A 26,800-nucleotide genomic window follows, 5' to 3' on the forward strand; every position below is an offset into this window, starting at 1 on the left:
GGGAAAGGAAGTGACCAGCTTGAGTGAGATGGCTCCGGAAAATTATTTAACGATCAGTCAATTATCAACCTATTTGAAGCGGAAGTTTGACCTAGATCCTTATTTACGCAAGGTCTTTGTGGTGGGGGAGGTTTCCAACTTTCGCAAGCGGCCCAATGGCCACCAATACTTTAGTCTCAAGGATGAGCATAGCCGAATTAGTGTGGTGATGTTCAAGTCGGCCTTCAACCGCTTGCCCTTCGACTTGGAAGAGGGGATGAAGGTGCTGGCTACTGGGTCAGTGACCTTGTATGAACCGAGCGGTAATTATCAAATGGTTCTGGAATCACTGGAGCCCGAAGGTCTAGGAGCCCTCTACCAAGCCATGGAACAGCTCAAGGCCAAGCTCAAGGCCGAGGGACTCTTGGACCGGCCCCGCCGACCTCTGCCTGCTTATCCCAAGCGGATAGCAGTAGTGACTAGTCCGACCGGGGCGGTGATTCGCGACATTCTAACCACCATCCGCCGGCGTTATCCAATCGTTCAAGTCACCGTTTTTCCGACCTTGGTTCAAGGCAAGCAAGCAGCCGGTCAGATTGCTTCGGCCTTTAGGCAGATTGAGGAGCGGGCAGCGGATTTTGACCTGGTGATTGTCGCTCGGGGTGGGGGGTCGATTGAAGACTTGTGGCCCTTTAATGAAGAAGAAGTGGCCCGGGCGATTGTGGCCTCTAGCCTGCCGGTGATCTCATCGATTGGTCACGAGACAGATACAACGATCGCGGACTTGGTTGCGGACTTGAGAGCGCCGACACCGACGGCAGCGGCCGAATTGGCGGTTCCCGTGCTTCAAGAAGTGCTCTTGAACCTTTATAAGTATCAAGAGCGCCTAGTCTTGGCGATCCGGTCTCAGGTCAACCAGGCCAAGCAACGCTTTAGCAGGAGCCAGCAGTCTTATGTGCTCCAAGAACCCCAGCGACTCTACCAGGCCTATATTCAACAATTAGACCTGGCCAATCAGCGTCTGGAACAGGCCCAAGACCGTTATTTAACCCAACAGCAACAATCCCTCGCCCAGCTCAAGCACCGACTCACCCTACAAGTTCCAACCCGTCGCATTCAAGCCGGACAAGAAGCCGTCCAACTAGCCCAGCGTCAACTCCACCAGGCCAAGAGCCATTATTTCCAAGCTCAAAGCGACCACTTAGCCAAGCAAGCGGGCCTCTTGGAGGCACTGAGTCCCTTGAAGATTCTCGCTCGAGGCTACGCAGTAGTTCAAGAGGGCGACCAGCTAGTCCGCTCCATCGACCAGCTAAGCGTGGGTCAGACACTAGATATCCAACTCAGAGACGGTCAAGCGACCGCCCAAGTTCAAGCCCTGCAAGCGGGCCAACTTTCAAGCACGAATAGAAATGAGGAAATTGAATGAGCCAGAAACCAGAAAACTTTGAAGCGGCCCTCAAGCAATTAGAGACCCTAGTCAACCAACTAGAAAAAGGGGACCTGCCCTTAGAAGAAGCCTTAACTGCCTTCAAGCAAGGGGTCGAACTCACCCAGTATTGCCAGAAGACTCTCCAAGAAGCTGAAGAAACGGTCACTCAGATGATGACCCAGGAAGGGGAAGTGCCTTTGGATGGTGATCCAGCATGAAGCCGACATTAGACCTAGCCAAGTTGCGGTCAGCTTTTGAGAAGCATTTAGACCATTATATGATGAGCTTGGATGCGCCCTTAGAGATGATTAAGCCCATGCTCTATTCGCTCCAAGGGGGCGGCAAGCGCTTGCGTCCTTTACTCTTGTTAGCCGTGATCCAAATTCAAGACCCTGAACGACTCCAAGCCGGCATGTCTTCTGCCCTTGCCTTGGAATATATTCATACCTATTCCTTGATCCACGACGATCTACCGGCTATGGATGATGATGAATTGCGCCGGGGTCAGCCAACAAGTCATATTCAGTTTGATGAGGCAACAGCCATCCTAGCTGGTGACGCTTTGGTGACCGATGCCTTTGGCTTGATTGCTGAAGATGAATCCAACCCACCGGCCTTGGTAGTCCAGCTCTTGAACCTCTTATCCAAGGCGGCTGGATCTGTAGGCATGGTTGCCGGCCAGTTAAAGGACATGCAGGCGGAAGACCAAGAGATTTCTTATGAAGCCCTCAAGCAGATCCACCAACTCAAGACGGGTTGCCTCTTCACCTTTGCCATTCAAGCGGGAGCTTTGATTGCCGGCATGGAGCCTTCGGATATGAAGGTCTTGCTCAAGTTCGCCTACCACTACGGGGTGGCCTACCAGATTCACAATGACTTGGCTGATGTGCTAGCTGATTCCAGCCAGACCGGTAAAACGCAAAACCATGACCAAGCCATCGGCAAGTCGACCTATCCAGGTATTCTCGGCTTAGAACGGGCCTTGAGGGAACTTGATCAAGAACTAGCCCAAGGAAAAAAGGCCTTGGAACAGCTAAGCCGGTTGACCGGCAAGCCTTTTAGTGACTTGTCGATCTTCTTAGACTTTATTCGAATTGATCAAACAGGAGGGAAGGCTTAGCCATGAAAGAACGCGTCGACAAACTAGTCGTCCAAGCCGGCCTCACTGATACCAGGGAAAAGGCCAAGCGCTTGATCATGGCTGGTCAAGTCTATGATGAGAACAACCAACGTTACGATAAGCCGGGCGAGAAGATTCCTAGAGAACGCCAGCTCCATATCAAGGGCAAGCAGTTGCCATATGTGAGCCGGGGGGGCTTGAAATTAGAAAAAGCCATCCAATTCTTTGACATGGATATGACGGATCAAATCCTTCTAGATATCGGAGCTTCTACCGGTGGCTTTACTGATGCGGCCTTGCAGTTTGGAGCGAGTAAGTCTTATGCCTTGGATGTTGGTTACAATCAACTGGCCTACAAGTTGCGTCAAGACGACCGGGTGATCGTCATGGAAAGACAGAACTTCCGCTACAGCCAACCGGAAGATTTCCAGGAAGGGCAACCTACGATTGCCTCGATTGATGTCTCCTTTATCTCGCTTAGCTTGATTCTAGGCCCCCTACAAGACATACTCATCCAAGGGGGTCCGGTCTTAGCCTTGATTAAGCCTCAATTTGAAGCAGGCCCTGACCGGGTCGGTAAGAAGGGGGTTATAAGAGATCCCCAAGTCCACCAAGAAGTAGTTGAAGAAGTCCTCCAAATGGCTACGTCTAAGGGTTACCGAGTGGAAGGCCTGACCTTTTCGCCAATTACCGGTGGGGAAGGAAACATTGAATTTCTAGCCCTACTAACCAACCAAAAGCAAGCCAATGACTCCCATCAATCAATTGATGTAGCCCAAGTTGTTCAAGCAGCCCACCAAGAATTATAGAAAGGAAGAGGTGACTGGATGTTAGTCAGCTTAACGATTGATAATTTTGCTATCATTGACCATGTCGCCATCGACTTTCGTGAAGGGATGACGGTCCTGTCCGGTGAAACGGGGGCAGGGAAGTCGATTATTATTGATGCTCTAGGAATACTCTGTGGCGGACGGGGCTCGGTGGATTATATCCGGGTGGGTCAAGACAAGTTGAGAGTGGAAGGGCTCTTTATCTTTGAAGATATGCCCCTACCCTTGAGACAGAGTCTGGCCGACTTTGGTATCCAGCATGTACCCAGCGGGGAGTTGATCTTGCGCCGGGAGATTAATAGCCAGGGTAAGAATATTATCCGGGTCAATGGTCACCTAGCCAATGTCTCACTCTTGAAGACGATTGGCTCTTACTTGGTCGATATCCATGGCCAGAATGAACACCAGGCCCTCTTGGATGTCAGCCAGCATTTACGCTTGTTGGACCAATATTCCTCACCTGCTTTTGATCAAATGTATCCTGTTTATCAAGAAGCTTATGATCAGTTCCGAGCCCTGCGCCAGGAATGGTTAGAAGCCAGTCAGACTGAGTCCAGCCAACTCCAGCGCTTAGACTTCTTGAAGTTCCAGAGCCAAGAATTAACGGAGGCCCAATTAGAAGCCGGCGAAGAAGAGCGTCTACAGGTCTTGAGTGACCGCCTGCAGAACCAGGCCCATATCCAAGAGAACCTGCAAGCGATTGCCTACCATCTATCAGAAGGGGAGACCAATGTCATCGGCCAATTGCAGACCGTGACCGACTGGCTCAAGGAGATCCAAGATTATAATGCGGATTATCCAGCCCTCTTGGAAGAGTTGATGGGTATTCAGGCTCAACTTGAAGAGATTGCCCACCAATTAGCAGTTGGAGATGATTGGGCGCAGGAAGAGGTCGGTCAACTAGACCAGATTGAAGCCCGGCTCAGCGAACTCTCCCAACTCAAGCGCAAGTATGGACTTGACATTGAGGAATTAGGTGACTTGCACGAGGAGATTGACGAAGAGATCTACCAAATCGAAAACCGCGACCATTATGTCCAAGAATTAACCCAGAAGCTGAAGGCCAGCTACGATAAAACCTACCAACTAGCCCAAGAACTCCACCAAGAACGCTTAAGGATGGCGGATAACTTGTGTGCTAATGTGGAGGCCCAACTGGCAGACTTGTATATGAAGAACAGTCGCTTTGAAGTTCAATTCAAGCCAACCGAAGAGGATAAGCAATTGCTTGACTTGGGTTCAGAGGAAGCCTATGTTTACTTGAACCGACAGGGGCTGGACCAGGTGGAATTCTTTATTGCCACTAATCCTGGCGAACCTGTCAAGCCTCTGGTTCGGGTGGCCAGTGGTGGCGAGCTGTCCAGGTTTATGTTGGCCTTGAAGACGGTCTTTTCTAACCATGCCATTCCTAAGGTGATGGTTTTTGATGAGATTGATACCGGAGTTTCTGGCCGGGTGGCTCAGGCGATTGCTGAGAAGATGTATGAGATCTCGGCCAACCACCAAGTCTTTGCCATTACCCACCTCCCGCAAGTAGCAGCCATTGCGGACCAACAAGTCTATATCGAGAAGGAAAGCCAGAATGATTCAACCACTAGCCGAATCAGTCAATTAGAACCGGAGCGCCGGATTGAAATCCTGGCTCATATGATGTCCGGTGAAGCAGTGAGTGAGACCTCGCGGCGCCTGGCTGAAGAATTACTGGCGACCAGCCGGGCTAAGTTTGAGGATAAGGGGGCAGACCATGACTAATCACCTGCCCTTGATTGTTATTGCGGGTCCGACCGGGGTCGGCAAGACCGATTTGAGTATCCAGTTAGCCCAGGACTTCCAGGGAGAAGTTATCAATGGGGATAGCTTGCAGGTCTATCGGGGACTAGATATTGGAACCGGCAAGATCACTAAAGAGGAAATGCAAGGCGTTCCCCACCAGCTATTAGACATTCTGGAAGTTGACCAAGACTATGATGCCAGTCGCTTTCAAGAAGGGGCCAGTCAAGCGGTTCAAGCCATTCATGGCCGGGGACACCTACCCTTTCTAGTAGGGGGGACGGGCTTGTACTTGTCAGGTCTGCTCTATGATTTGGAATTTGGCCAAAAAGGCTCCACGGACCCCCAAGTCCGCCAAGCTCTCCAGGAGCGGGCAGACCAGCTGGGAGACCTGGCGCTCTGGCAAGAACTTCAAGCTAGAGACCCTCAAGCGGCAGCCAAGATTCCCTATCAGAATGTACGTCGGACCATCCGGGCCTTGGAAGTGATGGAGACGACGGGCCAGCTCTTTTCTGACCAGGCGCATGCCCAGGAGAAACCCAGCCGATTCGACGAATTATTGTTGGTACTAGATCGCCCCCGTGACCAACTCTATGACCGGATCAATCAGCGGGTAGACGGGATGGACCAGGCCGGTCTGGAAGCCGAAGCCTACCAGCTCTACCTAGCAGATCCCCAGCAGACCTACCAGTCCACCAAGGGGATCGGCTACAAGGAGTGGTGGCCTTATTTTGAAGGGCAGATTGACCGCCAAACAGTATTGGACCAGATCAAGCAGAATTCCCGCCGCTATGCCAAACGCCAATTAACCTGGTTCCGCAATCGGATGAAGGATCCCCATTGGCTAGACGTCAGCGATCCTGACCAGGCCTACCAAGAAGCCAGTCAACTGATTAGAGACCATTTAACAAAGGAGAAGCGATAAGGATTGAAGCCAGACCTAATAGCCACCCAAACTGACCAGGAGAAAGTGATCCTAGTCGGTGTTCAAACAGAAGCCTATAGCGATGAGCGTTTCCAAGACTTGATGGAGGAGTTGGCCTCCCTTACCCGGACTGCCCAAGGAGACCCTCTTGCAAGCTTTACCCAGAAGATGCCCCGTCTCAACCAAAAAACAGCTATCGGTCGAGGTAAGCTAGAAGAAATAGCCCAAGCTGTTGACCGACTTGAAGTGGATCTGGTTGTCTTCTTCAACGACCTGACTCCCAGTATGAACCGGGAATTAGAAGAAGGCTTGGGTTGCCGGGTGATTGACCGGGTCCAACTGATTCTAGATATCTTTGCCATGCGGGCCAAGTCCCGGGCAGGTAAGCTGCAAGTGGAACTGGCCCAGCACCAATACCTCTTGCCCCGGATTATGGGGAAGGGCTTGCAGCTTTCTCGTCTAGGTGGGGGAATTGGGACTAGAGGTCCCGGAGAGACCCAATTAGAAACCGACCGTCGTCATATTCGCCGGCGGATCCACAAGCTGGAAGAAGAATTGGCTAAGCTAGCCTCCCACCGCCAACGAACTCGGGACCGCCGTCAGGCCTCGGATAGCTTCCAGATCGGCTTGGTCGGTTACACCAATGCCGGCAAATCGACCTTGATCCAGCGTTTAACCGACAGCCAGACCTATGTTCAAGACCAACTCTTTGCCACCTTGGATCCCTTGACCCGGCAAATGACCATCAAGGGACATGAGGCCTTTACGATTACGGATACGGTAGGCTTTATTGAAGACTTCCCGACAGACTTGATCCATGCCTTTAAGTCGACCTTGGAAGAGATCGAGGGGGTAGACCTCTTGCTACATGTGATTGATGCCTCCCATCCGGCTCGCACCATGCATGAAGAGACGGTGATGACCTTGCTGAAAGACTTGGACATGGACGATATCCCGATCTTGCATGTTTACAACAAGCGTGACCGGGTTGGCGACCATTTTGAAGGGGTACTCCAGCCCAATATTGTCATCAGCGCCTATGATGACCAGGATCTGGAGGCCTTGAAGGAGCGGATCTGGGACTTATGTCTTGACCAGGCTCAGTTCTATCAAGTTCAAGTTCCATCCAGTGACGGCCAGACCATTGCTTACTACCAGAACCACAGCTTTGTCTTGGATATCCAATACCAAGAAGCCGGTGACTATTATACAATTAAAGGCTACCAGAAAATAACCAGAGATTAGGAAGGTGATTAGATGATAACAATGAAAGATTTTATTCCAGAGCAGGATCCGCTTTTGCGTAAGGAAGTCGAACCTGTGACATTCCCACTTAGCGAGGAATTAAGAGAACGGGCCTTGGAAATGCGTCAGTTCCTCATTGATAGCCAAACGCCAGAACTAGCGGAAAAATACCAGCTTAGACCAGGTGTCGGTGTCGCTGGACCTCAGATTGGTTTGGACCAGCAGATTTTTGCTATTTACTTGGTGGAATACGATGAAGACGGTCAAGTCGTGGATACGATCATCGATCAAATCTTCATCAATCCCAAAATCAAAAGCCACTCCGTTCAAGAAGCGGCCCTTAAAGAAGGTGAAGGCTGTCTATCGGTGCCTCGGGAAGTCCCAGGCCTTGTGCCCCGTGCCAAGCGAGTTACCTTGACCTACCAAGACTTGGACGGTAACAGCCATGAAATCAAACTTCGCAACTACGAAGCCATTGTCGTCCAACACGAATACGACCACCTCAAGGGCATCCTCTTCTATGATCACATCAACCCGGACCAACCATGGAAGGCCGACCCAGACTTGGAGCTGCTATAGCCGTAGGAGCGAAGCGACGTCTAAGGCCGAGCCGGTTTCCAAGGTCCTAGTATATAAAAGAATGAATCAGCGTCTTTGTTGGTAGTTAAGCTACTGCGGAGGCGTTTTTTCTTGCGTTCTTAATAGTGGATCTCTGCTAGGCAAGATGTTTCCAGCTTATAAGTTCTTTTACTTTACAAAGAGTTTCTTAGCGGTTATGATAGATATAGTTCGAATTCGAAATAAATGCAATAATCAAGTAGACAACTTATCTAGGAGGATGTGCCATGAATTTATTAGGACTACACCATTTAACCGCAATTACTGACAGTGCCGAGCGTAATTATCACTTTATGACCCAAGTTTTAGGGATGCGTTTGGTCAAGAAGACTGTCAACCAAGACGATATTCACACTTACCACACTTTTTTTGCTGATGATGTGGCGGCTCCGGGTACGGATGTGACCTTCTTCGACTTTCCCAATGTGCCGGCCGGGCGTTCGGGTAACAATGAGATTAGCCGGATTGGCCTGCGGGTTCCTAACGATGAAGCCATTCACTATTACCGCCAGCGTCTGATAGACCATGAAGTTGAAGTGGGGCAGCTGGAAGACTTTCACGGTGCTTTGAGCCTGACCTTCAAGGAATCTGATGGCCAGAACTACCGCCTCTTGTCAGATGAACAGAATCAAGGCATTCCAGCTGGCACCCCTTGGAAAAATGGCCCGGTTCCTGAAGAATATGCCATTTATGGTCTAGGAACCATGGAGATTACCGTGGCCTATTTCCAACAATTCAAGCGTCTGCTACAGGAAATCTATGACTTCAAAGTGGTTGAAGAGACCGCTGACTGGGCCTTATTGGAAGTCGGGGAGGGCGGTCACGGTGGCCAAATCCACCTGATTCATGACAAGGACTCTGAGATGGGCATCCAAGGCTACGGTGAAGTGCACCATGTGGCCTTCCGTGTGGCTGACCGTCAAGCAATTCTTGACTGGGTGGACCGCTATCAGAAGCTCGGTATTCGCCACTCTGGCCATGTTGACCGCTTCTACTTCGAAGCTGTCTATGCCCGCATTGGTCATATCTTGATTGAACTATCTACGGATGGACCCGGCTTCATGGTCGATGAACCTTATGAGAGTCTGGGTGAAAGCCTGTCCTTGCCACCATTTATCGAAGACCAGCGCGAGCAAATCGAAGCGGCCATCCGCCCCTTTGATACGGTCTGGAAAGGAGATGCCTCAGATGACTAGTGAGCCAGCCTTAGCTAATTACCACTACCTCCACCTTGAAAGTCCTGCTTCTTCGCGCTTATTGGTTCTCCTCCACGGAACCGGCGGCAGTGAAAGGGACTTGATTCCCATAGCCCAGGCCATGGATCCGGAAGCCAGCATCTTAGCCCTTCAGGGGGATGTATTGGAAGGGGGAGCGAGACGCTTCTTTAAACGCCATGGAATGGGCCAGTATGACCTTGAAGACCTGAATAAACGCGGGCAAAGACTGGCCGATTTCTTAAAGGCCTTTAGCGTTCAAGAGCAAGTCCCGCTTGAGAATATGATTCCACTTGGTTTCTCGAATGGGGCCAACATGGGCTTGCACCTGGTCTTGCAAGGTCTCTTACCTTTGAAAAAAGGGATCTTCCTAGCTCCTCTCTATCCTCTGGAAGCTAAGCCAGAGCTTGACTTGAGCGGTTTTGAAGCCTTGGTATCCTCAGGAGAGGCTGATCCTATTGTCTCCCTTGAAGAAAGCCAGCACGTGGTCGACTTGATCCAAGCGGCCGGTGGCCAGGTGACCCGCTACTGGGTGCCCGGGCATGAGATTACGTCGGGCCTAGTAGCCGCTGGTCGTCAATGGCTAAGTCCAGTCAACAAGGAGGGTGCCTGATGCCTTTTTTCCCAGCGGATGCTATCGATAGTCATTTGCAGAAGAAATTATTGATTGGCGGGATCATTCCTCGGCCCATCGGTCTCATCTTGACACAGAATCAAGCGGGATTGGTCAATTTAGCTCCTTTTTCGTACTTTAATATTGTTTCTTTTGATCCGCCGGTCCTAGGCGTGTCCATCCAGCGCCAAGAGGACGGATCATATAAGGATACTGCTCGGAACTTACTGGACCTGGAAGTGGCTAATGTTCATATGGTGGACCGGGACTTATTGGAAGCTGCCAACCAGGCGGCCGCCCCCTTGGGACCCAATGAGAGTGAACTAGCAAGAACCAACCTCGTCTTACAAGCGGGTCAACTATCGACTCTACCTGTCATTCAAGCGGCCAAGGTCACCTACGAGTGCCGACTCTTGCAACAAGTCCCTGTCACAAAAGACGGTGACCGGGTAGCCTGCGACCTCTTTCTCCTGGAGGTCCTGGGAACCCAGGTTTTGGATTTGGTCTACGATGCTGACCGCGACTATATAATTGCTAGCAAATTCGACCCCATCAGTCGCTTGGCCGGCAATGATTACGCGGACCTGGGCAGGGAGTGGACCCTAGAGCGACCGCAAAGTTAATCAATAATATTTGCTTAGAAGCCTTGACAAAATGCCTAGACTGGCATACAATATAATAGTTGTTATCAACGAGGTCCAGTAGCTCAGCTGGATAGAGCATTCGCCTTCTAAGCGAACGGTCGCAGGTTCGAATCCTGCCTGGATCGTTGGAACACTTTATTAAATAACCAGTTAGCTCTTGGAGCTGACTGGTTATTTTTTCTTTACAGCCACCTAGCCCATATTTACTGGGTGCTTTAATTAGGTCGTGAAGTGTTTTTTTCATGTTGTTACTCGTCAATCACTAGGAGAATAAGAGTAAAAGTTATAGTAAATTAGCGAAACTTTAAGCAATAAGATGCTAGCTCATGCTCTCAAGTAATGAAGCTGAAGCCATAAAGAAGAAGCCCTTGGTAAACTTGACTACCAAGGGTAATTTTTTGATCTTTTTATAGTCAATAATTATTATAGTTTCAAAAAAGGCGTGCCCGTAAGCACGCCTTAACTCACCACTATTAAGAGAGTGAGCCGACTTTCGTCGTTTCCTCATAATAATATTAGCTATCTTGTTCCAAAAAGTCAATACTCTGATTCAAGAAAAGAAAAAAATGCTGAAGGTCTTGACTTGAGTCATAATAATTTCTGTGCCTATTTATTCTGTCGATGACTTGTTTTCCCTCTAGGAATCGGCGTTTATTTAAAGCGGTTGAACATATCTCTTGATGAAGTCTAAATAATATCAACAGATCATGTGTTTTTTGAAAATCCTTATTTATCCGTTTAGTATTCATTTTTTGGCAGGCTATAGCTGCATATTGAGTCGGATTTTTAACTCGATTGCTGCGTTTATTGTATAAATTTAATAGGAACACATTATTGTGGGCACAGGCATTACGGATGTTTTTGACATATCTAAGATTATCGCTTAATTGTTTTATTATTCCTTTCTTTAACTTATATTTGCTTTTGTATAACTCTAGGATCATAGATAATGAGCCAAAGTCACATATTTCTAAAAATACCCATATAGGAAGTGGTCTTCCATTCTTCTATTTGACATATCTTTCAGATATTGGTTGTTCCTGAAATATTTAATGGTTTGATTGAACTTCTGTATATATTTATCCTTAAAATCTTGTACTATGCTATAGCCATCTTCATTATGATTGTAGGAAATCTCTGTTAAAAGTTTAGTCTTGGCTGTATGCTCTATGTCTAGTGCTAAATTAAGTAAATAAGATCTTAAATAAGAATCAATTGATGCAAGGTCATTTAGAACAGCAAAATCTAATTGATCATACATGTTGTCTTTATTCTTTGGAAAATTCTTTCTATAACTAGTAATCCGGTAGTAATAATTCCTGTTTTCAATAATCTCTTTAGCCTTATCCTCTGAAATAATTTTAAAAGTAATTCCCTTGGCTTTCATTTTTTCAATGAGTTCTAAAATTGTTAATTTTGGCTTACGCGTCATATTTCCTCCTCAAATAAGAAAATTTTAAAAACCGTCGGGTGAAATCTAATTACTACTCCCAAATTTCTTTCTATTAATGATAGTATCATAGTTTAATTAAAAAAAGCTTTAAAGCTGAATTTATTGAACAAATAAACTATTTTAGTGACTGCAAGCTTTATTCAGATTGAAAGTTGATAATTGTTAAAAAACATTTATTGAGTAGAAAGAGTTACACTACAGTTAAAAGAAGTTTATTTTCGCTCTTTACAGCCACCTAGTCGGTGGCTTTTTTTATATTTACAATTCTTAACTTGACAAAATGGCCCTAATGTGATGTCAACTAATTGATAGTATTCATTCATCCCTTTATCCTGTTTAAATAGAAGCCTCTAAGCCAGAAAATGCTTTTGTACCGCCTTTCGTAACGTTTACATAAAATTTACGTGAAATTTACTTTAAATTTACATTGCTTTTGTATAATAATGTTGCAATTAAGTGTGCATAGAAAATATGGAGGAAAACGTTATGAGGATGAAGTATCTGAGTACGGGGGCCCTGGCTCTGTTAGCCTTGTCACCCCTAGTTTTGGCCACATCTGATTTTAGCCTAGCGCTTGTTGCTGAACCCAAAGAGACCAATGGCTATGTCTCGAACGCCTTGGAAGGATTGGAGCGATTCGCTCAAGACCAAGGACTTGGGGAGGATAATTACCAATATTTATCCACCACCAATGAGGCGGGGGCGGTTGGTAACTTGCAGGAGCTAGCTTCATCGGGTCAAGAAGACTTAATCGTGACCCTAGGTGAAGTCTCTGAATCAGCGACCGCTGAATTCGCAACAACCTATCCAGACCAACACTTCTTGATTATTGATGGTGTTGTCGAAGGGGATAACGTCACGTCAATCAAGTATGACCATAGCGAGGCAGCCTTCCTGGCAGGGCTAGCTGCTGGTTCTGAGACCCAGACAGGCAAGATTGGCTTTGTCGGAAGTTGGGACGAAGACTTGGCCGAGGAATATGAACTCGCCTTTAAGGCCGGCATCAGCTTAGTGAACAGCCAGGCGCAAGTCTTGAGCCACCGGGTCCAAAGTGTTGATGATGAGAATGGTGCTCGTGAAGCAGCTCATGAGATGATAGACCAAGATGTTGATGTGATCTATACCGCAGCCAGTCGGGCAGATAATGGCGTCTTTAACGCGGGTCAAGATTTGAAGCGTGAAGATCCGAGTCGCCCTTTGTGGGTCATTGGTTCAGAAGTAGACCGGACTGACCAAGGGATGTATATGAATGCTGACAACGAGGAAAAGAGCTTCACACTTACTTCAACAATCAAGCGTTACGACCGTACACTCGAACAAGCAGCTGCCAAGGCTAGTGCAGGTGAGTTAGAGCCAGGTGTTCAAGTCTTGGGCATTGAAGAAGAACAAATCGATATCTTGAAAGGTCAGCTATCTGGCGGAACTTATGACGTTGTGAACCGTCACCGCGATGAGATTATGAAAGGTTCTTATGACGTGGCCCAAATTATTGAGGAGTATCTCAGATGGAACTCTCATTAATTGGTGACTTACACTTCTCTGATAACTACTTACAAGTAGCAGAATATGAAGAGACGCGCGATGCTTATATCCAACATGTATTAGACGAGTGGTTCAAGATTCCAGCTGATTACCACATCTCAATTGGTGACTTGACTAATATGGGGACAGTGGCTGAATTTCAAGAGATCTTTGACCGCATCGCGCAAAGAGATAAGCAGAATGACTTCGCCTTAACTATTGGCAACCACGATGCTTATTCACTACCCAAGGATCGGATCCAAGAACTGGTCGGCCAGCCCTTGAACCGAGTTCTCTATGAAGATGATCAAATGCTGATGATCATTCTTGATACCAACCGGGTCATGGATGAGGTGGATTACAGTGGGATCTTAAGTCCAGACCAATTGGATTGGTTAAGAGACATGGTAGCATCAGCTAAGAACAAGGTGCTTGTTGTCTTAGCCCACCATCCAGTCTATGGAACGACTTATTGGTCAGATGTGCCTCTCTATTCCATCGATCCTGACTTACCCGTCAAGGAGATTCTAGAAGGCCACCAAGGCCCCGGTCTATATATTAATGGCCATACCCATTGTGACAGCATTGTCCGCCAAGGGAATTGGCACTATATTCAGTTTGCCAACTTCTATGACCAGCCTTATTTTCGTAATTTGACGATCAACGAGAAGGGATTCTCCTTAAGTGTGTCGCCAATCGAAGAGTACTACAAGCAATATGGGATCTGGCTTGGAGCTAATTCTCATACCTTCAAGCTCAATAAGCGAGGCTATCAAGGGTTAGAGAACCGCGAAGTATCAACATTTTTTAATAGGAGGTCAATATGAAAGGGAGTAACCAATCTAAATCATTATTCCTACTCTTACCAGCTATTATCGTATTTGCCGTTTTTGTTTTTTATCCAATTATTTATACGATATATTTGAGTTTCTTTGATTGGAATATGATTAGTCCAAATCGTGACTTTGTCGGCTTTGAAAATTATATCAATTTATTTACCGATCCGGAGACGGTGAAAGTTCTAACGAATACCCTGGTTTACATCTTAATTCTAGTGGTGATGAACTTTTTAGTTCCTTATATTTTAGCTTTCACGCTTCACTTTGTCGTACCGAAGTTTAAGGACTTCTTTAAGTCGGCCTTCTTCTTACCATCCTTTATTTCTATGGTGGTTGGTTCCATCGTCTATAACTGGATCCTGAACCCGACCTCTGGGCCAGTGGCTCGCTTGTTATCCTTTGTGGGGATGGACCTGCCTAACTGGAGTGTGTCTGAGAACTTAGTTATTCTAGTTATTTGTTATATTACGGCTTGGAAGGTTTTTGGTTATAACTTTATTACCCTCTACGCTGAAATTTCTGGGGTCGATAATGAAGTTATCGAGAGTGCTCGCTTGGATAATGTACCAACTTGGCGCATCTTCAAGGATATTGTCGGACCAATGACCTCATCAACTGGTCTCTATGTATTGATTATGGCGATTGTAACGGGCTTACAATATGTCTACACGCCAATTTCCAACTTGACCCAAGGGGGGCCAGCTGGAGCTTCAACCAACTTGATCTATGAATCTTACCACAATGCCTTCGTGCTCTTTGATACTGGGCATTCAGCTGCCTTGTCAGTGGTAACTTTACTGATATTTGTCGTATTACTATTTATCCAAATGCGGGTAACCGAAAGAGGTGTCTACTATGCGAACTAAACTATCAGCAAGTAATTGGATTTGGTTGATTATCTTTATCTGCTTCACCATTTTGTGGTTGTTCCCAGTTGTTTTTGCGGTGGGGACGTCCTTTAGAACCTTGCCAGATATCTATAACAACGTCTTAAATATTATTCCTCTAAACCCGACCATTGAGAACTATCTAACCTTGTTCCAACGTCTACCTATGGGGAAAATCACTCTTAACACAGCCATTGTAGCAACGTCGGTTACGGTCTTGAAGTTGGTGACTTCTTTCTTAGCCGCTTATGCCTTCGTTTATTACGATTTCAAGGGTAAGAATATTGTCTACTTTATCTTTATTGCGACCATCTTCGTGCCATTTACGGTAACCATGTTACCTAACTACTTGTTACTAGCAGACCTTGGTTTAAACAACAGCGTTCTTGGAGTTATCTTCCCTCAGATTGCTGATGCAGCAGGGATCTTGCTCTTAAACCAAGCCATGCGGAACATCCCTTATTCACTTATTGAAGTTGCCAAGCTAGATAATATTAGTGACGGCCGGATTATCAAGGATATCATCATTCCCCTGATCCGCCCACAAATTACTTCAACAGGTATTTGGTTCTTTGTTAACTCTTGGAACGAATTCGTGTGGCCTTCCTTAATCCTACGGACGGAAGAAAACTACACCCTTCCACTGGCCTTGCAAATGTTTATGTCCGCTGAAGGGGGAACTGACTTTGGTGTGGCTATGGCGGTATCCGTTGTCACCATGAGTATTCCATTACTACTTTACATTGTGTTCCAGAGATATATCATCGGTACCTTTACATCGGCCGGTATTAAATAGGAGGATCAGTATGACTACGATTACATTAAATAATCTAAAAAAAGCTTACGGTGAAACAGTCATCATGGACAACATGAACTTCACCATTAATAGTGGCGAACGCTTGGTCTTATTAGGGCCTTCTGGATGCGGGAAGTCTACCATCTTAAGAATGATTGCCGGTTTTGAAGAAATTTCCGGTGGCGAGATGTATTTTGATGATAAGGTCATCAATGACGTCAAACCAGGCGACCGTAATGTGGCTATGGTATTCCAAAACTATGCCCTATACCCACATATGACCGTAGAAGATAACATTACCTACGGCTTGAAAGTCAACAAGGTTCCAGAAGAGCGTATTAGAGAGCGCTTCGAAGAAGTGATTGACGCCTTGGACTTACGCAAGTACTTAGATCGTCGTCCTTCTCAATTATCAGGGGGGCAACGCCAACGGGTGGCCTTAGCTCGTGCAACTGTTAAGGACTCTTCGGTCTTCTTACTAGATGAGCCGCTTTCTAACTTGGATGCCCAGCTAAGAGTATCTGCTCGCGAAACCTTAACAGACATTCACGATCGTTACGGACAAACCATCATCTACGTTACCCACGACCAGACAGAAGCCATGACCTTTGGTCACCGGATTGCCTTGTTGAACTTTGGGGAACTTCAAATGATTGACACACCAGAAAATATTTACCACCGTCCAGCCAACGTCTTTACTGCTCGCTTTATCGGTAACCCACCAATGAACGTTCTCGACAATAGCCATTACGACAAGGGACAAGTTGTGGTCGGCGGTCAGAGCTTTATCGTAGAAGATTACTGGCGCGACCATATTGACAAGCTTCATCCAGGTCGTTCACTCCAGATTGGCATCCGCCCAGAAAATATTGAACTCTTCCAAGAAGCTGAAGAAAATACGCTCCACGGCGTGGTTCGCAATATTGAGAATATGGGATCCGAATATGCTAACTATATTGACATTGAAGGTGAGACCATCTGTGCCATCACTGAGAGTCGAATGGTCAAACAAGGAGACACTGTTTACTTGAAGTTCAGAGGCGACGCTTTGACTTTCTTTGACAGTGCTAGTACGCAATCCATTGGTTATCCAGAGATCGTTGATGCTAGGATTTCTGCTCGTATGGGCTTAGTTTAAGAACGCTTGAAAGGAGTAGATTCTATGATACTTATTAGTACTTTACCCTTTGTAGAGACGAGTTTTACCCAGGTTTTTGATGTGCTGGATCAAGTAGAAGATACTCATCAAGTGGGTATCGAAATCTTTCCAGTCTTTAGGGATGATCCATTCAACCAAGAACTCGAAGCGAATATGGACCGCTTAAAGGATTATCCGATTTCCCTGCATGGGCCTTATTTCGGTATTGAACACAGTGCTGAAAAGGGTACCGACGAATATGAAGTATCGGTCCGTGAGTTCAAGGAGACCTTGAAATTAAGCCAAGCCTTGAATGGCCGACACATCGTCTTCCACTACAATAACAAGGTGATTACACCGGAGAATAAGGAAGCGACCATTCGGGTGGCGCGGGAGAACTTACAGGAATTAAACGAGTTGGCCCAAGCGGCTGGAGTTCCTATCTTATTCGAGAATACAGGAGTCAATGCCCGTCAAAATAACTTGTTTACCCAAGAAGAATTTATTGAAGAAGCCCTCAGTATCGAGAATGGTACCTTATTCGATGTGGGCCATGCTTATGCTAATGGCTGGAACATTGAAGAAGTGATCACCCAATTAAAGGATAAGATCAAGGTTTATCATCTCAATAATAATAGGGGAGCTGACGATGACCATTTAAGAATTCTAGAGGGTAGCTTGGATTACGAGTGGCTAGCTGACTTATACAAGCAGTATACACCGCAAGCTGACTTGGTCTTAGAATACGGAGACAATGTGGCTAGTGATTTAGCAGGAATAGCGGCAGATGTAGCTTATCTGCAGGCGAATTTCCTTAATTAAGACCCATCAAGGAGGTGGTTGGAACCATTTAGTCTGTGTTGCACGTCTATTATCATATATTTGTAAAGGGGATATTCATGAAAAAATTTATCCAAAAAGCCATTGTAACTGGTGTCACAGCGGCTAGCTTGCTACCAACAGCCAGCGTCTTTGCTCAGGATCCAGTTAAGATTCAATACTGGCATCCAAACGCTGACACCCAAGGGGGTCAGACAGTTATTGAACTTGTTGAGAACTTCAACGCTTCACAAGATGAAGTTGAAGTTGAGCAAATTTATAATAGTGGTATGTATCAAGGGATTATGCAGAACCTGCAAACAGCTGCAGCAACCGGACAAGTTCCAGCCCTCGTTCAAATTGGTTGGAGTTACCGCGAATACTTTGAGAATAACTTTGGTTTTGTAGAGCCACAAGAAATTATCGACAACTTCTATGCTGACGATAAAGACTTTATCAAAGGCAAGTTTGCCGACAATATCTACAACCTAGCTACTGCTAACAGCGGTCGCCAAGTCGGTCTTCCTTATTCATTGTCAGTGCCTGTTCTTTACTTGAACATGGATATCTTGAATGAAGCCGGAGTTGATCCAGAGAGCTTAACTACTTGGGAAGCGGTTCGTGAAGCAGCCAAGCAAATCACTGAAAAGACGGACTATGAAGGACTTTACATAGCGGAAGCAGCCGATAACTGGAACGTGCAAGCGCTAGTTGAATCTAACGGCTCTAAAGTAATCACTGACGGTCAAGCTTCTTTTGCGGATGAGCAAGGACAAGCCACTTACCAATTCTACCAAGACATGGTTAAAGAAGGCAGCGCCTTACACGTTCCTAATGATCAAGGACAACAAGCCTTTGTCTCTGGTGAAGTGGGAATGGCTCATATGACCATTGCTCAAAGAACCAACGTTACTAGCAATGGAGACTTTGAAGCCTTAGCAGTTCCTTCGCCAGCCTTTGAAGGACAAGAAGCTAATCTACCTGCTGGTGGATCCATGCTAGTTGTGACGGCCCAAGAACCTGAACAACAAGAAGCCGTTTGGAAGTTTGTTAAGTACTTATACGAACCAGATAACATTGCAGCTTGGACTGCTGGTACGGGTTATGTTCCAGCCACTCAAGACGCCACTGAAAATGCGGATCTTGAAAAACTCTTGAATGAAGACCCAATCTTTAGTGCGGCTAATTCTTCTCTTGAACACATGGTTCCATGGGCACCATTCCCAGGTAAATCAGGTCTAGAAGCCGAACAATTATTAATTGACCTTCGTGACAAAGTCCTTGAAGGAGCTGACGTTGCTAAGGAAGTCCCTGCTGCTCAAGAAGAAATCAACAAACTAATCAAAGAATAAAGAAATAGGAGAATCATCATGATTAAAAAATTTGCTAAGAAATCTGTGATTTTATTAGCTGCACTGACGGCTGGCCTGTCGGGCTTTGCTGGAGTAGCTAATGCACAGACAAAGATTGAATATTGGCATGGAAATGCTGAAACTCAAGGGGGTAAAGCGGTAACTGAACTAGTGGAAAAATTCAACGCTTCTCAAGATGAAGTGGTTGTTGAACCTATCTTCCACGAAGGCTTATACGTTGGTTTAATGCAAAGCTTACAAACTCAAGCGGCTGCAGGTGAATATCCAGCCTTAGTTCAAATCGGTTGGGCTTACCGCGAGTATTTTGCTACCAACTTCCCATTCATGCCACCAGCTGACTTAATCAAAGAAGCCGGTGAAGATGAAGGATACCTTCAAACCAAGTTCCCTGAGCAAATGTTAAACTTTGCCACTGACTTCGAAGGCAACCAACTAGGCTTCCCTTATTCAGTATCGACCGCTGTGGTGTATGTGAACACAGAATTAGCTGAAGAAGCAGGCGTTAACTACGAAGAAATCGAAACTTGGGCTGACTTATACGAAGCAGCAGCTAAGGTTCACGAAGCTACTGGTAAATATGGTCTCTATACAACGGAATCCAATGACAACTGGTCTACACAACAAATCGTAGAAACTTACGGTGCTGAAACTGTTACTTCTGAAGGTACTGCCAACTTCGCTACTGAAGAAGGTATCCAAGGTCTTCAAGACTGGGCTGACTCGATCGAGTCTGGTGCTACGCTTCACGCTTCAACTGACGAAGGACACCAAGCCTTCATCTCAGGTGACGTTGCCTTCTTGAATACGACAATCGCACAGCGTACTAACGTAACAGAGAATGCTCAATTCGAAGCGGTAGCGATTGACCTACCTTCTAAGAATGATGGTAGCGGTGATCGTATTGTACCACCAGGTGGTTCTATGTTAGCAGTTACTGGTCAAGACCCTGAACAACGTAAGGCTGCTTGGCAATTCATCAAGTTCTTATATGAACCAGATAACATTGCCATTTGGACAGCTAACACGGGTTACTTACCACCAACTGCTGACGCCACTGAGAATGCGGACCTGAAAGACCTGATCGAAAACGATCAAATGTTCCAGACAGCTTATTCTCACATGGAAGACTTACGTCCATTCGCTTCATTCCCTGGTAACCAAGGACTTCAAGCCTCAGACGTCTACCGCGATGCCCGTGATAAGATCTTAAACGGTCAACCAGCTAAAGATGTTCTTCCAAAAACACAAGAACAAATCAATGATATGATTAAATAATTAGTTAGCTAGCACAATCAACCACCAGTCAGCTCCAGATAAGGGCTCGCTGGTGGTTTTATTAACATCAAGTTAGAAAATAATTAAAATAACCCTTGACATTGATGAGAAGGAAGGTTATGATAGTCTCAACACTTTTAAGAAAGGAATCAAAGACATGAAAACAATCACTCTTGTCAATCAAATGGTCTTTTTTAGCAGCAACTTTAGATAGTGTTTGTATCTAATAACCGTAGATACAAACACCTTTCAAACCGAAAGTTTGTATCTATGGGAGCTGTTATTTGGACTGGCCCACATAGATGATAGAATCTAGAGTGGGCTGCAAGGGACTCCAATATAGTCTTTGGTTCAGCATCTTTATACACGCTTAGATTCTATGATCTAAGCGTTTTTTGTATAAGGAGAGAAATAAAATGAAAAATCAAATCAATAAATTACTAGCGGTTCTATTACTAGTTGCAAGTCTTATCGGTATCGTGGCTTCACCGGCAGAGGCGGCTGACCCGATTAAGATAGGAATCCTACAACCCATGGATCATCCTTCCTTGAATGATACTTACAAAGGCATTGTGGATGGCTTAGCTGACAAGGGTTATACCGATGGCAAGGAAATCAAGATTTCCTATATGAATGCAGGGGGAACAAATTCGAATATGCAGTCCATGGCTGAGAAGTTGGCCCGGGAGAATGACTATGTGTTCGCCATTGCTACACCGGCCGTCCAAGCCTTAGCTAATGTAACCACCGAAGTGCCGATCTACTTCGCAGCGGTTGCTGATCCCTTGGGAGCGGGTGTTGTTGACTCCATTGAATCTACCGGACGTAATGTGACAGGGGTTAGTAACTTGGGACCCATTGAAGACCAGATTAACCTAATGCTTAATACCATTGACGGCATTAAGAAAGTAGGGCTTATCTACAACTCCGGTGAAGTCAATGCCCAATACCAGATCGACATTGCTACCGGTATCTTGAAGGACAAAGGCCTAGAAACGGAAATTCAAACCATTACCTCAACCAATGATATCAACTCCGCCTTATCAAGTCTCTTACCTAAGGTAGATGTCCTACTCTTGGTGACTGATAATACTGTGGCATCAGCCATGAAGCTGGTGGGCGATATGGCCAAGGAACAAGGACTAGCAACCTTTGGCGGATCCAATGAGATGGCCGAAGAAAATGGTCTAGCTACTTACGGTCTAGACTACTACGGTCACGGCAAGCAAACCGCTGACATGGTGGTTCGTGCCATCGAAGAAGGTGAGAAGCCCCAAGACCAACCGGTTGAATATACCAAGGAATATGAGTTGGTTGTTAATGAAGAGTATGCTAAGGCATTGGGGATGGATCCGGCAAGTATAAAGGCGCCGAAGTAAATCAAAATTAAAAATACAAAATTATTACAAACACACCTAGAGTGCCCCCTTAAAGAAGCATTACTTGCCTCAACTTAAAAGGGGGCATTTTAGATACTTGAACTGGATACAATAAAATATAAACTTTATGTAGTGAAACCTATGGTAAGATAGTTAAGGTGAATAATTAATTGGAGGTAGAACATTGACTGATAAAGAAAACTTTATAAGAAAATTTACAGATTTTTTAAGTAGTGATAAAAACAAGGTGCTTATTACTGGTTTAGATGATAAAGCAAAAATTGTAACAACTTTAGAAGTGCTTAACACCAAATACGACAGAGGATTAATATGTTGCTCGGAATTAGGAGAAATTTCAAAGCAAATTAATAAGTCTTTTGAAAGAGATATATTGCCTCAAAAAATCAGTGGTCAAAAAGAATATAAACTTGGAAATATGACAGTCCGATTTAGAAAGTATTTTGATTCTAAAGGGTTATTACCTATTGAGGAAAATTATGATTTTAAATTATATTATCCAGTGCAGAATGTTCTTAAGTCCAATAATAAAAAATATTTAAATTCACTAGTAAGAGATATAAATAATACAAAATCCTCAAAAGTAATAGTCATTACAACAAATGATTTGTCTATAAATTTATCACCTTTAAATGATGTTATGAACCAACATATCCATTATGAAATTAGTCAAGATAACCCCGAACTACTAAATACAATTATTTCGAATATAGGTGACTTTGAATATCCTTTATTGTAATGAAAATATCCATAGTAAAATAATTATTTTGTTTAGAGATGTGGGTCATGAATCAAAATTTTCGTTATTAAGTTACATGCAAAGTAGAATAATATAGATAAGTGGCAATCTATGAATGAAAATTACTTTTACGAATGAATTAATTTAATATGGAAAGTAGTAGGTATACAAAAAGAAGATGATAAGCCATTCGATTAATGGAGACTTTGAGCTTAGATTTTGATATGGATAATATTTCAAAGCCCTCTTTCATGGAAAAATATGCGAAAGGATAATATGTATAACATAAAATCTAATATAGTGATAAGCCTTGATATAGTAATTTTACTGGAAAGTAAAGAGGCAATATCAAGGCTTTTTGATAGTTATTCACCTAAAAATTATGAGTTAATTGTTGTTTGAATATTTATAAAGAAAAGAGGATAGCGTTAAAATGTTAGTTACTGTGTTAAATAGATGTAATTACTAGAAGTTTACTATGTCCATAGTCCATTTGAATGAGTTCTATCTATAAAGTATAATGGTAAAGAAAATGTTTACTAAAAGCCACATTGATTGTGAGGATAAAAATGAGTTTTTCTTACGACAAATTATGGAAAAAATTGATTGATGAGAATATGAATCGTACAGACCTTAAATTAAAGATAGGACTAACGTCAAGAACAATAGCTAAGATGGGGAAAAACGAGAATGTTAGCCTTGATACAATTGGAAAATTATGCAACTATTTTCAGTGTGACGTAGGCGATATTATTGAATATAAGCTTGAGCAGAAATTAGAAGACGTGAGGAGATAAGAGGTAATGGCAGTAAAAAAATCAGAATTATATTCTCTTTTATGGGAAGCAGCTAATAAGTTAAGAGGTGGTGTTGAACCATCAAGGTATAAGGATTATGTTTTATTACTTCTCTTCTTCAAGTATGTATCAGACAGATACAAAGGGCAAAAATATGCGGAGTTTGAGGTTACAGAAGGCGCATCCTTTGATGATTTGATTCAGGCAAAAGGCAAGCCCGATGTAGGAGAGCGAGTCGATAAAATTATTCAAAAGTTCTTAGAAACTAATAATCTAAAAGGTGCACTTCCAGACGTATCATTTAATAATCCTGATGAACTAGGTAAAGGTAAGGAACTAGTTGACAAAGTATCTGGTCTGATTGCAATTTTTCAAAATCCAGCCATAGATTTTGAGAAAAACAGGGCCAGCGGCGATGATATTATTGGCGACGCCTACGAATACTTTATGATGAAATTTGCTCAAGAATCTGGTAAGAGTAAAGGGCAATTTTATACGCCGAGTGAAGTATCTAGGGTCATCTCGAGATTAATTGGAATGGGTGAAATTGAGAATAGGCCAGACAAAAAATGGACTCTGCATGACCCAGCTGCAGGAAGTGGAAGCCTATTGATTAGAGCGGCAGATGAAGCGCCTGTCGACAGTAATGGGGACTCAATCGTTACTATATATGGACAAGAAAAATACTCCGATACGGCAGGTTTAGCTAAAATGAATTTCATCCTCCACAATAAGGGGACAGGAGAAATTCATAGTGATAACACTTTAGCTGCCCCATATTATACTGACGATTTTGGTGAGTTAAGAAAGTTCGATTTTATAGTTATGAACCCTCCATTCTCGGATAAAGACTGGTCTGACGGGATTAAAGCGGATGAAGATGTCTTTCACAGGTTTGACGGATTTGGTATTCCGCCTGAAAAAAATGGTGACTATGCTTGGTTCTTGCACGTATTAAAAGCTTTAAATGAAAATGGTAAGGCGGGCATTATTTTGCCGCACGGAGTTTTATTTAGAGGGAATACAGAAGAAACCATCCGAAAAGAGATTCTAAAAAGAAAATATATTAAAGGGATTGTCGGATTACCATCAAACTTATTCTATGGGACTGGGATACCGGCGTGCATTATTATCATCGATAAGGAGAATGCCGATGAAAGAGACGGCTTATTCATGATTGATGCAAGCGATGATTATAAAAAAGATGGCAATAAAAACAGACTACGTGAACAGGATATAGAAAGAATTGTCCAAGTTTTTATAAATGAGATAGATATTCCAGGATATTCACGTTTTGTCAGTTATAAAGATATCAATGAAGAACACCAAGGTAATCTCAATGTCTCTCGCTATATTAAAAAAATAGATAAATCACTTCCTCAAAATATTAATGCGCACTTAAACGGCGGTATCCCAAGTAAGGATATTGAATCCATGGAGAAAATTTGGGAGATTTCAAACCAACTTAAAGATAAATTGTTTGAGAATAGAAGTAATACTGATGACTATGATTTGAAAGTAGCTCCTGATGAAATAGAAGGCTTAATACTAAGTGATAATCAAATAAAAGATGAAATAGCTAGAGAGACGAAAGAACTATTTAATCAGTGGAAAGATTTAGTTGAATCCAATTTCAAGAATATCAATGAGCTAACGGATCCAAAGCAATTCATCAGAGATTTAGGATCCACCATTCTAGAAATATACGAAGAAGCAAAATTAATTGATAACTATGATGTTTACGATTTTCTTCTAAATTATTGGAACGAAAAGCTTCAGGATGATGTTTATATTATTAAGGCATCAGGCTATGAAGCAGGCAGAGAAGTTGAAAGAGTGTACGGTAAGAAAAAAATAAAAGATGAACAGGGCGTTGAAATAGAAGTAGATGATAAGAAAAAATTCAAGTCATTCGATGGGCTTTTAATTCCGAGAGCTGTTATTGAGAATGAATATTTCAAAAATGAACTTGAAGTAATTGAAATGATGAATCTAGAAATAGCTGAACTAGATGAAGCAATGAATGAAGTGATTGAAGAGAATTCTACGGATGAAGGCTTATTGGATGAAGCTTTAAATGATAAGGGTGACTCTGTAACAAAAACAAATCTCAACAAACGGCTGAAGGAACTTGAAGAAAAGAAAGTATCAAAAGATGTTGATGATTTAACAAAAATGCTGGAAATCTTTGATGCAAAAGAACAAGAGGCAATGGAAGGTATATTTGATTCGTCATCAAATCTAAAGAATTATGAACTTAGAAATGCTAATGGCAAGTTTGGTAAAGGTAAGATTAATACTGCCATTAAGCTAGCACAAGTAGAAGCTCAGATTCCTGAGAATTATAAGGATGAATATGAACTTTTAATTTCTTATAAGGATATGATGGATCGTAAAGATGAAAAAAATAAAGTGTTAAAAGAAAAAATAAAAGAACTGGATGAAAAAGTTATCGAAAAATATTCTCAGCTTTCAGTTGAAGAAATCAAGCACTTGCTCTTTGATAAGAAATGGATGACTCGACTAGCAACTGATATAGCTGAGGCGATTGATCAGGAAATAAGTAGCATCGCATCTAAACATGTAGAAATTTCTAGACGATATGAACATACGCTAGCTGATTTAGAGGAGCAGGCAGATTCATCTAGACAAGCGGTCAAGAATGCTTTAGAAAGGATGGGATACACATGGTAGACTATCCGAATGATTGGAGAACCCTATCCCTAAAAGAAATCGTAGGTTCATTATCTGATGGCGATTGGATTGAAAAAGAGCATATTAGATCTTATGGAGACTATAGAATAATACAAACTGGAAACATTGGTATTGGTAAATATATAGAGAATTATAATCACGAAAAATTTATGTCTAGCGCTAGTTTTAATTATTTACACGGAAATGAAATTTATGAAGGAGATATACTGATTTCTAGATTAGCAGAGCCTGCTGGCAGAACAATTATTCTTCCATTAGTGTATAAAAAAATGGTTACCGCTGTAGATGTTGCAATTATTAGACCAAACCCAGAGTTGTTCAGTAGTGTCTTTTTGATGTGATAAATTGCAATAAATACTGCGACAAATTAATTCATCTTTTCAAGTTCGTGCATTAGTATCTCAAACGGCGTTTTAAAACCTAAACATTTACGAGGGCGATTGTTTAATAGCCATAAGGCCTCATATAAATCTCTTAAGTTTATCCTGGCCAAATCAGTTTTCTTGGGAAAGAATTCTCTTAATAAACCGTTTGAATTTTCATTTGACCCTCGTTGCCACGCGCTATAGGCATCAGCAAAATAGAAATCGATTCCTTTTTCCTCCACCTTTGGATAACAAGCAAACTCTTTGCCACGATCAGACGTAAACGTTTTTAAAGCTTT

At 43.7% G+C, this 26,800-nt stretch carries 27 protein-coding genes and 1 tRNA gene; 25 read left to right on the top strand and 3 right to left on the bottom strand.

The genetic code is table 11. The annotated features are described in order from the left end of the window. Nucleotides 1-28 precede the first annotated feature (28 nt). The 12 genes from xseA to T408_RS0104450 all read left to right on the top strand — a co-directional run bounded on the left by xseA (nucleotide 29) and on the right by T408_RS0104450 (nucleotide 10,512). Nucleotides 29-1,405, top strand: coding sequence for an exodeoxyribonuclease VII large subunit (xseA, locus tag T408_RS10850; protein ID WP_051444789.1), 1,377 nt, complete (start codon nucleotides 29-31; stop codon nucleotides 1,403-1,405). Further along, nucleotides 1,402-1,626: an exodeoxyribonuclease VII small subunit gene (locus T408_RS0104400; RefSeq protein ID WP_028118876.1), complete on the top strand. Its 225-nt coding sequence runs from the start codon at nucleotides 1,402-1,404 to the stop codon at nucleotides 1,624-1,626. Before xseA ends, T408_RS0104400 begins: the two co-directional genes overlap by 4 nt. Next, nucleotides 1,623-2,528, top strand: a complete 906-nt coding sequence (locus tag T408_RS0104405; RefSeq protein WP_028118877.1) for a polyprenyl synthetase family protein — start codon at nucleotides 1,623-1,625, stop codon at nucleotides 2,526-2,528. Before T408_RS0104400 ends, T408_RS0104405 begins: the two co-directional genes overlap by 4 nt. 2 nt (nucleotides 2,529-2,530) lie before the next feature. Further along, the gene (locus tag T408_RS0104410) at nucleotides 2,531-3,337 is read left to right on the top strand and encodes a TlyA family RNA methyltransferase (protein WP_028118878.1); all 807 of its coding nucleotides are present in this window, start codon (nucleotides 2,531-2,533) and stop codon (nucleotides 3,335-3,337) included. Between the two features lie 18 nt (nucleotides 3,338-3,355). Further along, the gene (recN, locus tag T408_RS0104415; RefSeq protein ID WP_028118879.1) at nucleotides 3,356-5,110 is read left to right on the top strand and encodes a DNA repair protein RecN; all 1,755 of its coding nucleotides are present in this window, start codon (nucleotides 3,356-3,358) and stop codon (nucleotides 5,108-5,110) included. Beyond that, complete coding sequence (gene miaA / locus T408_RS0104420) at nucleotides 5,103-6,053, top strand: tRNA (adenosine(37)-N6)-dimethylallyltransferase MiaA (protein WP_028118880.1); 951 nt, start codon at nucleotides 5,103-5,105, stop codon at nucleotides 6,051-6,053. The genes recN and miaA overlap by 8 nt, the downstream gene beginning before the upstream one ends. 3 nt (nucleotides 6,054-6,056) lie before the next feature. Then, a complete protein-coding gene (gene hflX, locus T408_RS0104425) occupies nucleotides 6,057-7,298 on the top strand; it encodes a GTPase HflX (RefSeq protein ID WP_084543903.1) in 1,242 nt (413 codons plus the stop codon). 12 nt (nucleotides 7,299-7,310) lie between these two features. Next, on the top strand, nucleotides 7,311-7,877 hold the full coding sequence (gene def / locus T408_RS0104430) for a peptide deformylase (protein ID WP_028118882.1): 567 nt from the start codon (nucleotides 7,311-7,313) through the stop codon (nucleotides 7,875-7,877). Nucleotides 7,878-8,143: 266 nt separating this feature from the next. After that, a complete protein-coding gene (locus T408_RS0104435; protein WP_028118883.1) occupies nucleotides 8,144-9,112 on the top strand; it encodes a ring-cleaving dioxygenase in 969 nt (322 codons plus the stop codon). Beyond that, nucleotides 9,105-9,743: an alpha/beta hydrolase gene (locus T408_RS0104440; RefSeq protein WP_028118884.1), complete on the top strand. Its 639-nt coding sequence runs from the start codon at nucleotides 9,105-9,107 to the stop codon at nucleotides 9,741-9,743. The genes T408_RS0104435 and T408_RS0104440 overlap by 8 nt, the downstream gene beginning before the upstream one ends. Further along, the gene (locus tag T408_RS0104445; protein WP_035420081.1) at nucleotides 9,743-10,366 is read left to right on the top strand and encodes a flavin reductase family protein; all 624 of its coding nucleotides are present in this window, start codon (nucleotides 9,743-9,745) and stop codon (nucleotides 10,364-10,366) included. Before T408_RS0104440 ends, T408_RS0104445 begins: the two co-directional genes overlap by 1 nt. 72 nt (nucleotides 10,367-10,438) lie before the next feature. Next, nucleotides 10,439-10,512 (top strand) — tRNA-Arg (locus tag T408_RS0104450). A 390-nt stretch (nucleotides 10,513-10,902) separates the two neighbouring features. On the opposite strand, the gene T408_RS12375 is transcribed toward T408_RS0104450, so the two are convergent. Together T408_RS12375 and T408_RS11705 are read right to left on the bottom strand one after the other, a co-directional pair. Continuing rightward, on the bottom strand, nucleotides 10,903-11,331 hold the full coding sequence (locus tag T408_RS12375; RefSeq protein ID WP_051444785.1) for a hypothetical protein: 429 nt from the start codon (nucleotides 11,329-11,331) through the stop codon (nucleotides 10,903-10,905). Between the two features lie 26 nt (nucleotides 11,332-11,357). Next, entirely contained in the window at nucleotides 11,358-11,819 is a 462-nt protein-coding gene (locus T408_RS11705) for an Abi family protein (RefSeq protein WP_051444786.1), read from the bottom strand. A 507-nt stretch (nucleotides 11,820-12,326) separates the two neighbouring features. On the opposite strand from T408_RS11705, the gene T408_RS0104465 reads away from it, so the two are divergent. The 13 genes from T408_RS0104465 to T408_RS10860 all read left to right on the top strand — a co-directional run bounded on the left by T408_RS0104465 (nucleotide 12,327) and on the right by T408_RS10860 (nucleotide 26,477). Then, entirely contained in the window at nucleotides 12,327-13,361 is a 1,035-nt protein-coding gene (locus T408_RS0104465; protein ID WP_028118886.1) for a BMP family lipoprotein, read from the top strand. Next, the gene (locus T408_RS0104470; protein ID WP_028118887.1) at nucleotides 13,346-14,188 is read left to right on the top strand and encodes a metallophosphoesterase family protein; all 843 of its coding nucleotides are present in this window, start codon (nucleotides 13,346-13,348) and stop codon (nucleotides 14,186-14,188) included. Before T408_RS0104465 ends, T408_RS0104470 begins: the two co-directional genes overlap by 16 nt. After that, nucleotides 14,185-15,066: a carbohydrate ABC transporter permease gene (locus T408_RS0104475; protein WP_028118888.1), complete on the top strand. Its 882-nt coding sequence runs from the start codon at nucleotides 14,185-14,187 to the stop codon at nucleotides 15,064-15,066. The genes T408_RS0104470 and T408_RS0104475 overlap by 4 nt, the downstream gene beginning before the upstream one ends. After that, nucleotides 15,056-15,883 (top strand): carbohydrate ABC transporter permease, encoded by an 828-nt coding sequence (locus T408_RS0104480; RefSeq protein ID WP_028118889.1) that lies wholly within the window; start codon nucleotides 15,056-15,058, stop codon nucleotides 15,881-15,883. The genes T408_RS0104475 and T408_RS0104480 overlap by 11 nt, the downstream gene beginning before the upstream one ends. 10 nt (nucleotides 15,884-15,893) lie before the next feature. Continuing rightward, the gene (locus tag T408_RS0104485; RefSeq protein WP_028118890.1) at nucleotides 15,894-17,021 is read left to right on the top strand and encodes an ABC transporter ATP-binding protein; all 1,128 of its coding nucleotides are present in this window, start codon (nucleotides 15,894-15,896) and stop codon (nucleotides 17,019-17,021) included. 24 nt (nucleotides 17,022-17,045) lie between these two features. Continuing rightward, nucleotides 17,046-17,843 carry a sugar phosphate isomerase/epimerase family protein gene (locus tag T408_RS0104490; protein ID WP_035420084.1) on the top strand — a complete coding sequence of 266 codons (798 nt, stop codon included), beginning with the start codon at nucleotides 17,046-17,048 and terminating at the stop codon, nucleotides 17,841-17,843. Nucleotides 17,844-17,920: 77 nt separating this feature from the next. Then, nucleotides 17,921-19,192 (top strand): ABC transporter substrate-binding protein, encoded by a 1,272-nt coding sequence (locus T408_RS0104495; RefSeq protein ID WP_035420086.1) that lies wholly within the window; start codon nucleotides 17,921-17,923, stop codon nucleotides 19,190-19,192. Between the two features lie 18 nt (nucleotides 19,193-19,210). Beyond that, nucleotides 19,211-20,488 carry an extracellular solute-binding protein gene (locus T408_RS0104500; protein ID WP_028118893.1) on the top strand — a complete coding sequence of 426 codons (1,278 nt, stop codon included), beginning with the start codon at nucleotides 19,211-19,213 and terminating at the stop codon, nucleotides 20,486-20,488. Between the two features lie 416 nt (nucleotides 20,489-20,904). Further along, nucleotides 20,905-21,867, top strand: a complete 963-nt coding sequence (locus T408_RS0104505; protein ID WP_028118894.1) for an ABC transporter substrate-binding protein — start codon at nucleotides 20,905-20,907, stop codon at nucleotides 21,865-21,867. 184 nt (nucleotides 21,868-22,051) lie between these two features. Next, on the top strand, nucleotides 22,052-22,624 hold the full coding sequence (locus T408_RS0104510) for a hypothetical protein (protein WP_028118895.1): 573 nt from the start codon (nucleotides 22,052-22,054) through the stop codon (nucleotides 22,622-22,624). Between the two features lie 569 nt (nucleotides 22,625-23,193). Beyond that, on the top strand, nucleotides 23,194-23,421 hold the full coding sequence (locus T408_RS0104515; RefSeq protein WP_028118896.1) for a helix-turn-helix domain-containing protein: 228 nt from the start codon (nucleotides 23,194-23,196) through the stop codon (nucleotides 23,419-23,421). A gap of 6 nt (nucleotides 23,422-23,427) precedes the next feature. Further along, nucleotides 23,428-26,115 carry an N-6 DNA methylase gene (locus T408_RS0104520; RefSeq protein ID WP_028118897.1) on the top strand — a complete coding sequence of 896 codons (2,688 nt, stop codon included), beginning with the start codon at nucleotides 23,428-23,430 and terminating at the stop codon, nucleotides 26,113-26,115. Further along, a complete protein-coding gene (locus T408_RS10860; protein ID WP_051444787.1) occupies nucleotides 26,109-26,477 on the top strand; it encodes a restriction endonuclease subunit S domain-containing protein in 369 nt (122 codons plus the stop codon). Before T408_RS0104520 ends, T408_RS10860 begins: the two co-directional genes overlap by 7 nt. A 26-nt stretch (nucleotides 26,478-26,503) precedes the next feature. On the opposite strand, the gene T408_RS10865 is transcribed toward T408_RS10860, so the two are convergent. Continuing rightward, nucleotides 26,504-26,800 (bottom strand): IS30 family transposase (locus T408_RS10865; RefSeq protein WP_035420089.1); only part of this gene is annotated, 297 nt, incomplete at its 5' end.

It is taken from the genome of Hutsoniella sourekii ATCC 700629 (genome assembly GCF_000518205.1).
GTDB lineage: Bacteria > Bacillota > Bacilli > Lactobacillales > Aerococcaceae > Hutsoniella > Hutsoniella sourekii.

What these genes read in the sequence shown, in the direction of transcription:
- xseA (WP_051444789.1), top strand. Translation starts at nt 29, where the DNA reads ATGGCTCCGGAAAATTATTTAACGATCAGTCAATTATCAACCTATTTG.
- T408_RS0104400 (WP_028118876.1), top strand. Translation starts at nt 1,402, where the DNA reads ATGAGCCAGAAACCAGAAAACTTTGAAGCGGCCCTCAAGCAATTAGAG.
- T408_RS0104405 (WP_028118877.1), top strand. Translation starts at nt 1,623, where the DNA reads ATGAAGCCGACATTAGACCTAGCCAAGTTGCGGTCAGCTTTTGAGAAG.
- T408_RS0104410 (WP_028118878.1), top strand. Translation starts at nt 2,531, where the DNA reads ATGAAAGAACGCGTCGACAAACTAGTCGTCCAAGCCGGCCTCACTGAT.
- recN (WP_028118879.1), top strand. Translation starts at nt 3,356, where the DNA reads ATGTTAGTCAGCTTAACGATTGATAATTTTGCTATCATTGACCATGTC.
- miaA (WP_028118880.1), top strand. Translation starts at nt 5,103, where the DNA reads ATGACTAATCACCTGCCCTTGATTGTTATTGCGGGTCCGACCGGGGTC.
- def (WP_028118882.1), top strand. Translation starts at nt 7,311, where the DNA reads ATGATAACAATGAAAGATTTTATTCCAGAGCAGGATCCGCTTTTGCGT.
- T408_RS0104435 (WP_028118883.1), top strand. Translation starts at nt 8,144, where the DNA reads ATGAATTTATTAGGACTACACCATTTAACCGCAATTACTGACAGTGCC.
- T408_RS0104440 (WP_028118884.1), top strand. Translation starts at nt 9,105, where the DNA reads ATGACTAGTGAGCCAGCCTTAGCTAATTACCACTACCTCCACCTTGAA.
- T408_RS0104445 (WP_035420081.1), top strand. Translation starts at nt 9,743, where the DNA reads ATGCCTTTTTTCCCAGCGGATGCTATCGATAGTCATTTGCAGAAGAAA.
- T408_RS12375 (WP_051444785.1), bottom strand. Translation starts at nt 11,331, where the DNA reads ATGATCCTAGAGTTATACAAAAGCAAATATAAGTTAAAGAAAGGAATA.
- T408_RS11705 (WP_051444786.1), bottom strand. Translation starts at nt 11,819, where the DNA reads ATGACGCGTAAGCCAAAATTAACAATTTTAGAACTCATTGAAAAAATG.
- T408_RS0104465 (WP_028118886.1), top strand. Translation starts at nt 12,327, where the DNA reads ATGAGGATGAAGTATCTGAGTACGGGGGCCCTGGCTCTGTTAGCCTTG.
- T408_RS0104470 (WP_028118887.1), top strand. Translation starts at nt 13,346, where the DNA reads ATGGAACTCTCATTAATTGGTGACTTACACTTCTCTGATAACTACTTA.
- T408_RS0104475 (WP_028118888.1), top strand. Translation starts at nt 14,185, where the DNA reads ATGAAAGGGAGTAACCAATCTAAATCATTATTCCTACTCTTACCAGCT.
- T408_RS0104480 (WP_028118889.1), top strand. Translation starts at nt 15,056, where the DNA reads ATGCGAACTAAACTATCAGCAAGTAATTGGATTTGGTTGATTATCTTT.
- T408_RS0104485 (WP_028118890.1), top strand. Translation starts at nt 15,894, where the DNA reads ATGACTACGATTACATTAAATAATCTAAAAAAAGCTTACGGTGAAACA.
- T408_RS0104490 (WP_035420084.1), top strand. Translation starts at nt 17,046, where the DNA reads ATGATACTTATTAGTACTTTACCCTTTGTAGAGACGAGTTTTACCCAG.
- T408_RS0104495 (WP_035420086.1), top strand. Translation starts at nt 17,921, where the DNA reads ATGAAAAAATTTATCCAAAAAGCCATTGTAACTGGTGTCACAGCGGCT.
- T408_RS0104500 (WP_028118893.1), top strand. Translation starts at nt 19,211, where the DNA reads ATGATTAAAAAATTTGCTAAGAAATCTGTGATTTTATTAGCTGCACTG.
- T408_RS0104505 (WP_028118894.1), top strand. Translation starts at nt 20,905, where the DNA reads ATGAAAAATCAAATCAATAAATTACTAGCGGTTCTATTACTAGTTGCA.
- T408_RS0104515 (WP_028118896.1), top strand. Translation starts at nt 23,194, where the DNA reads ATGAGTTTTTCTTACGACAAATTATGGAAAAAATTGATTGATGAGAAT.
- T408_RS0104520 (WP_028118897.1), top strand. Translation starts at nt 23,428, where the DNA reads ATGGCAGTAAAAAAATCAGAATTATATTCTCTTTTATGGGAAGCAGCT.
- T408_RS10860 (WP_051444787.1), top strand. Translation starts at nt 26,109, where the DNA reads ATGGTAGACTATCCGAATGATTGGAGAACCCTATCCCTAAAAGAAATC.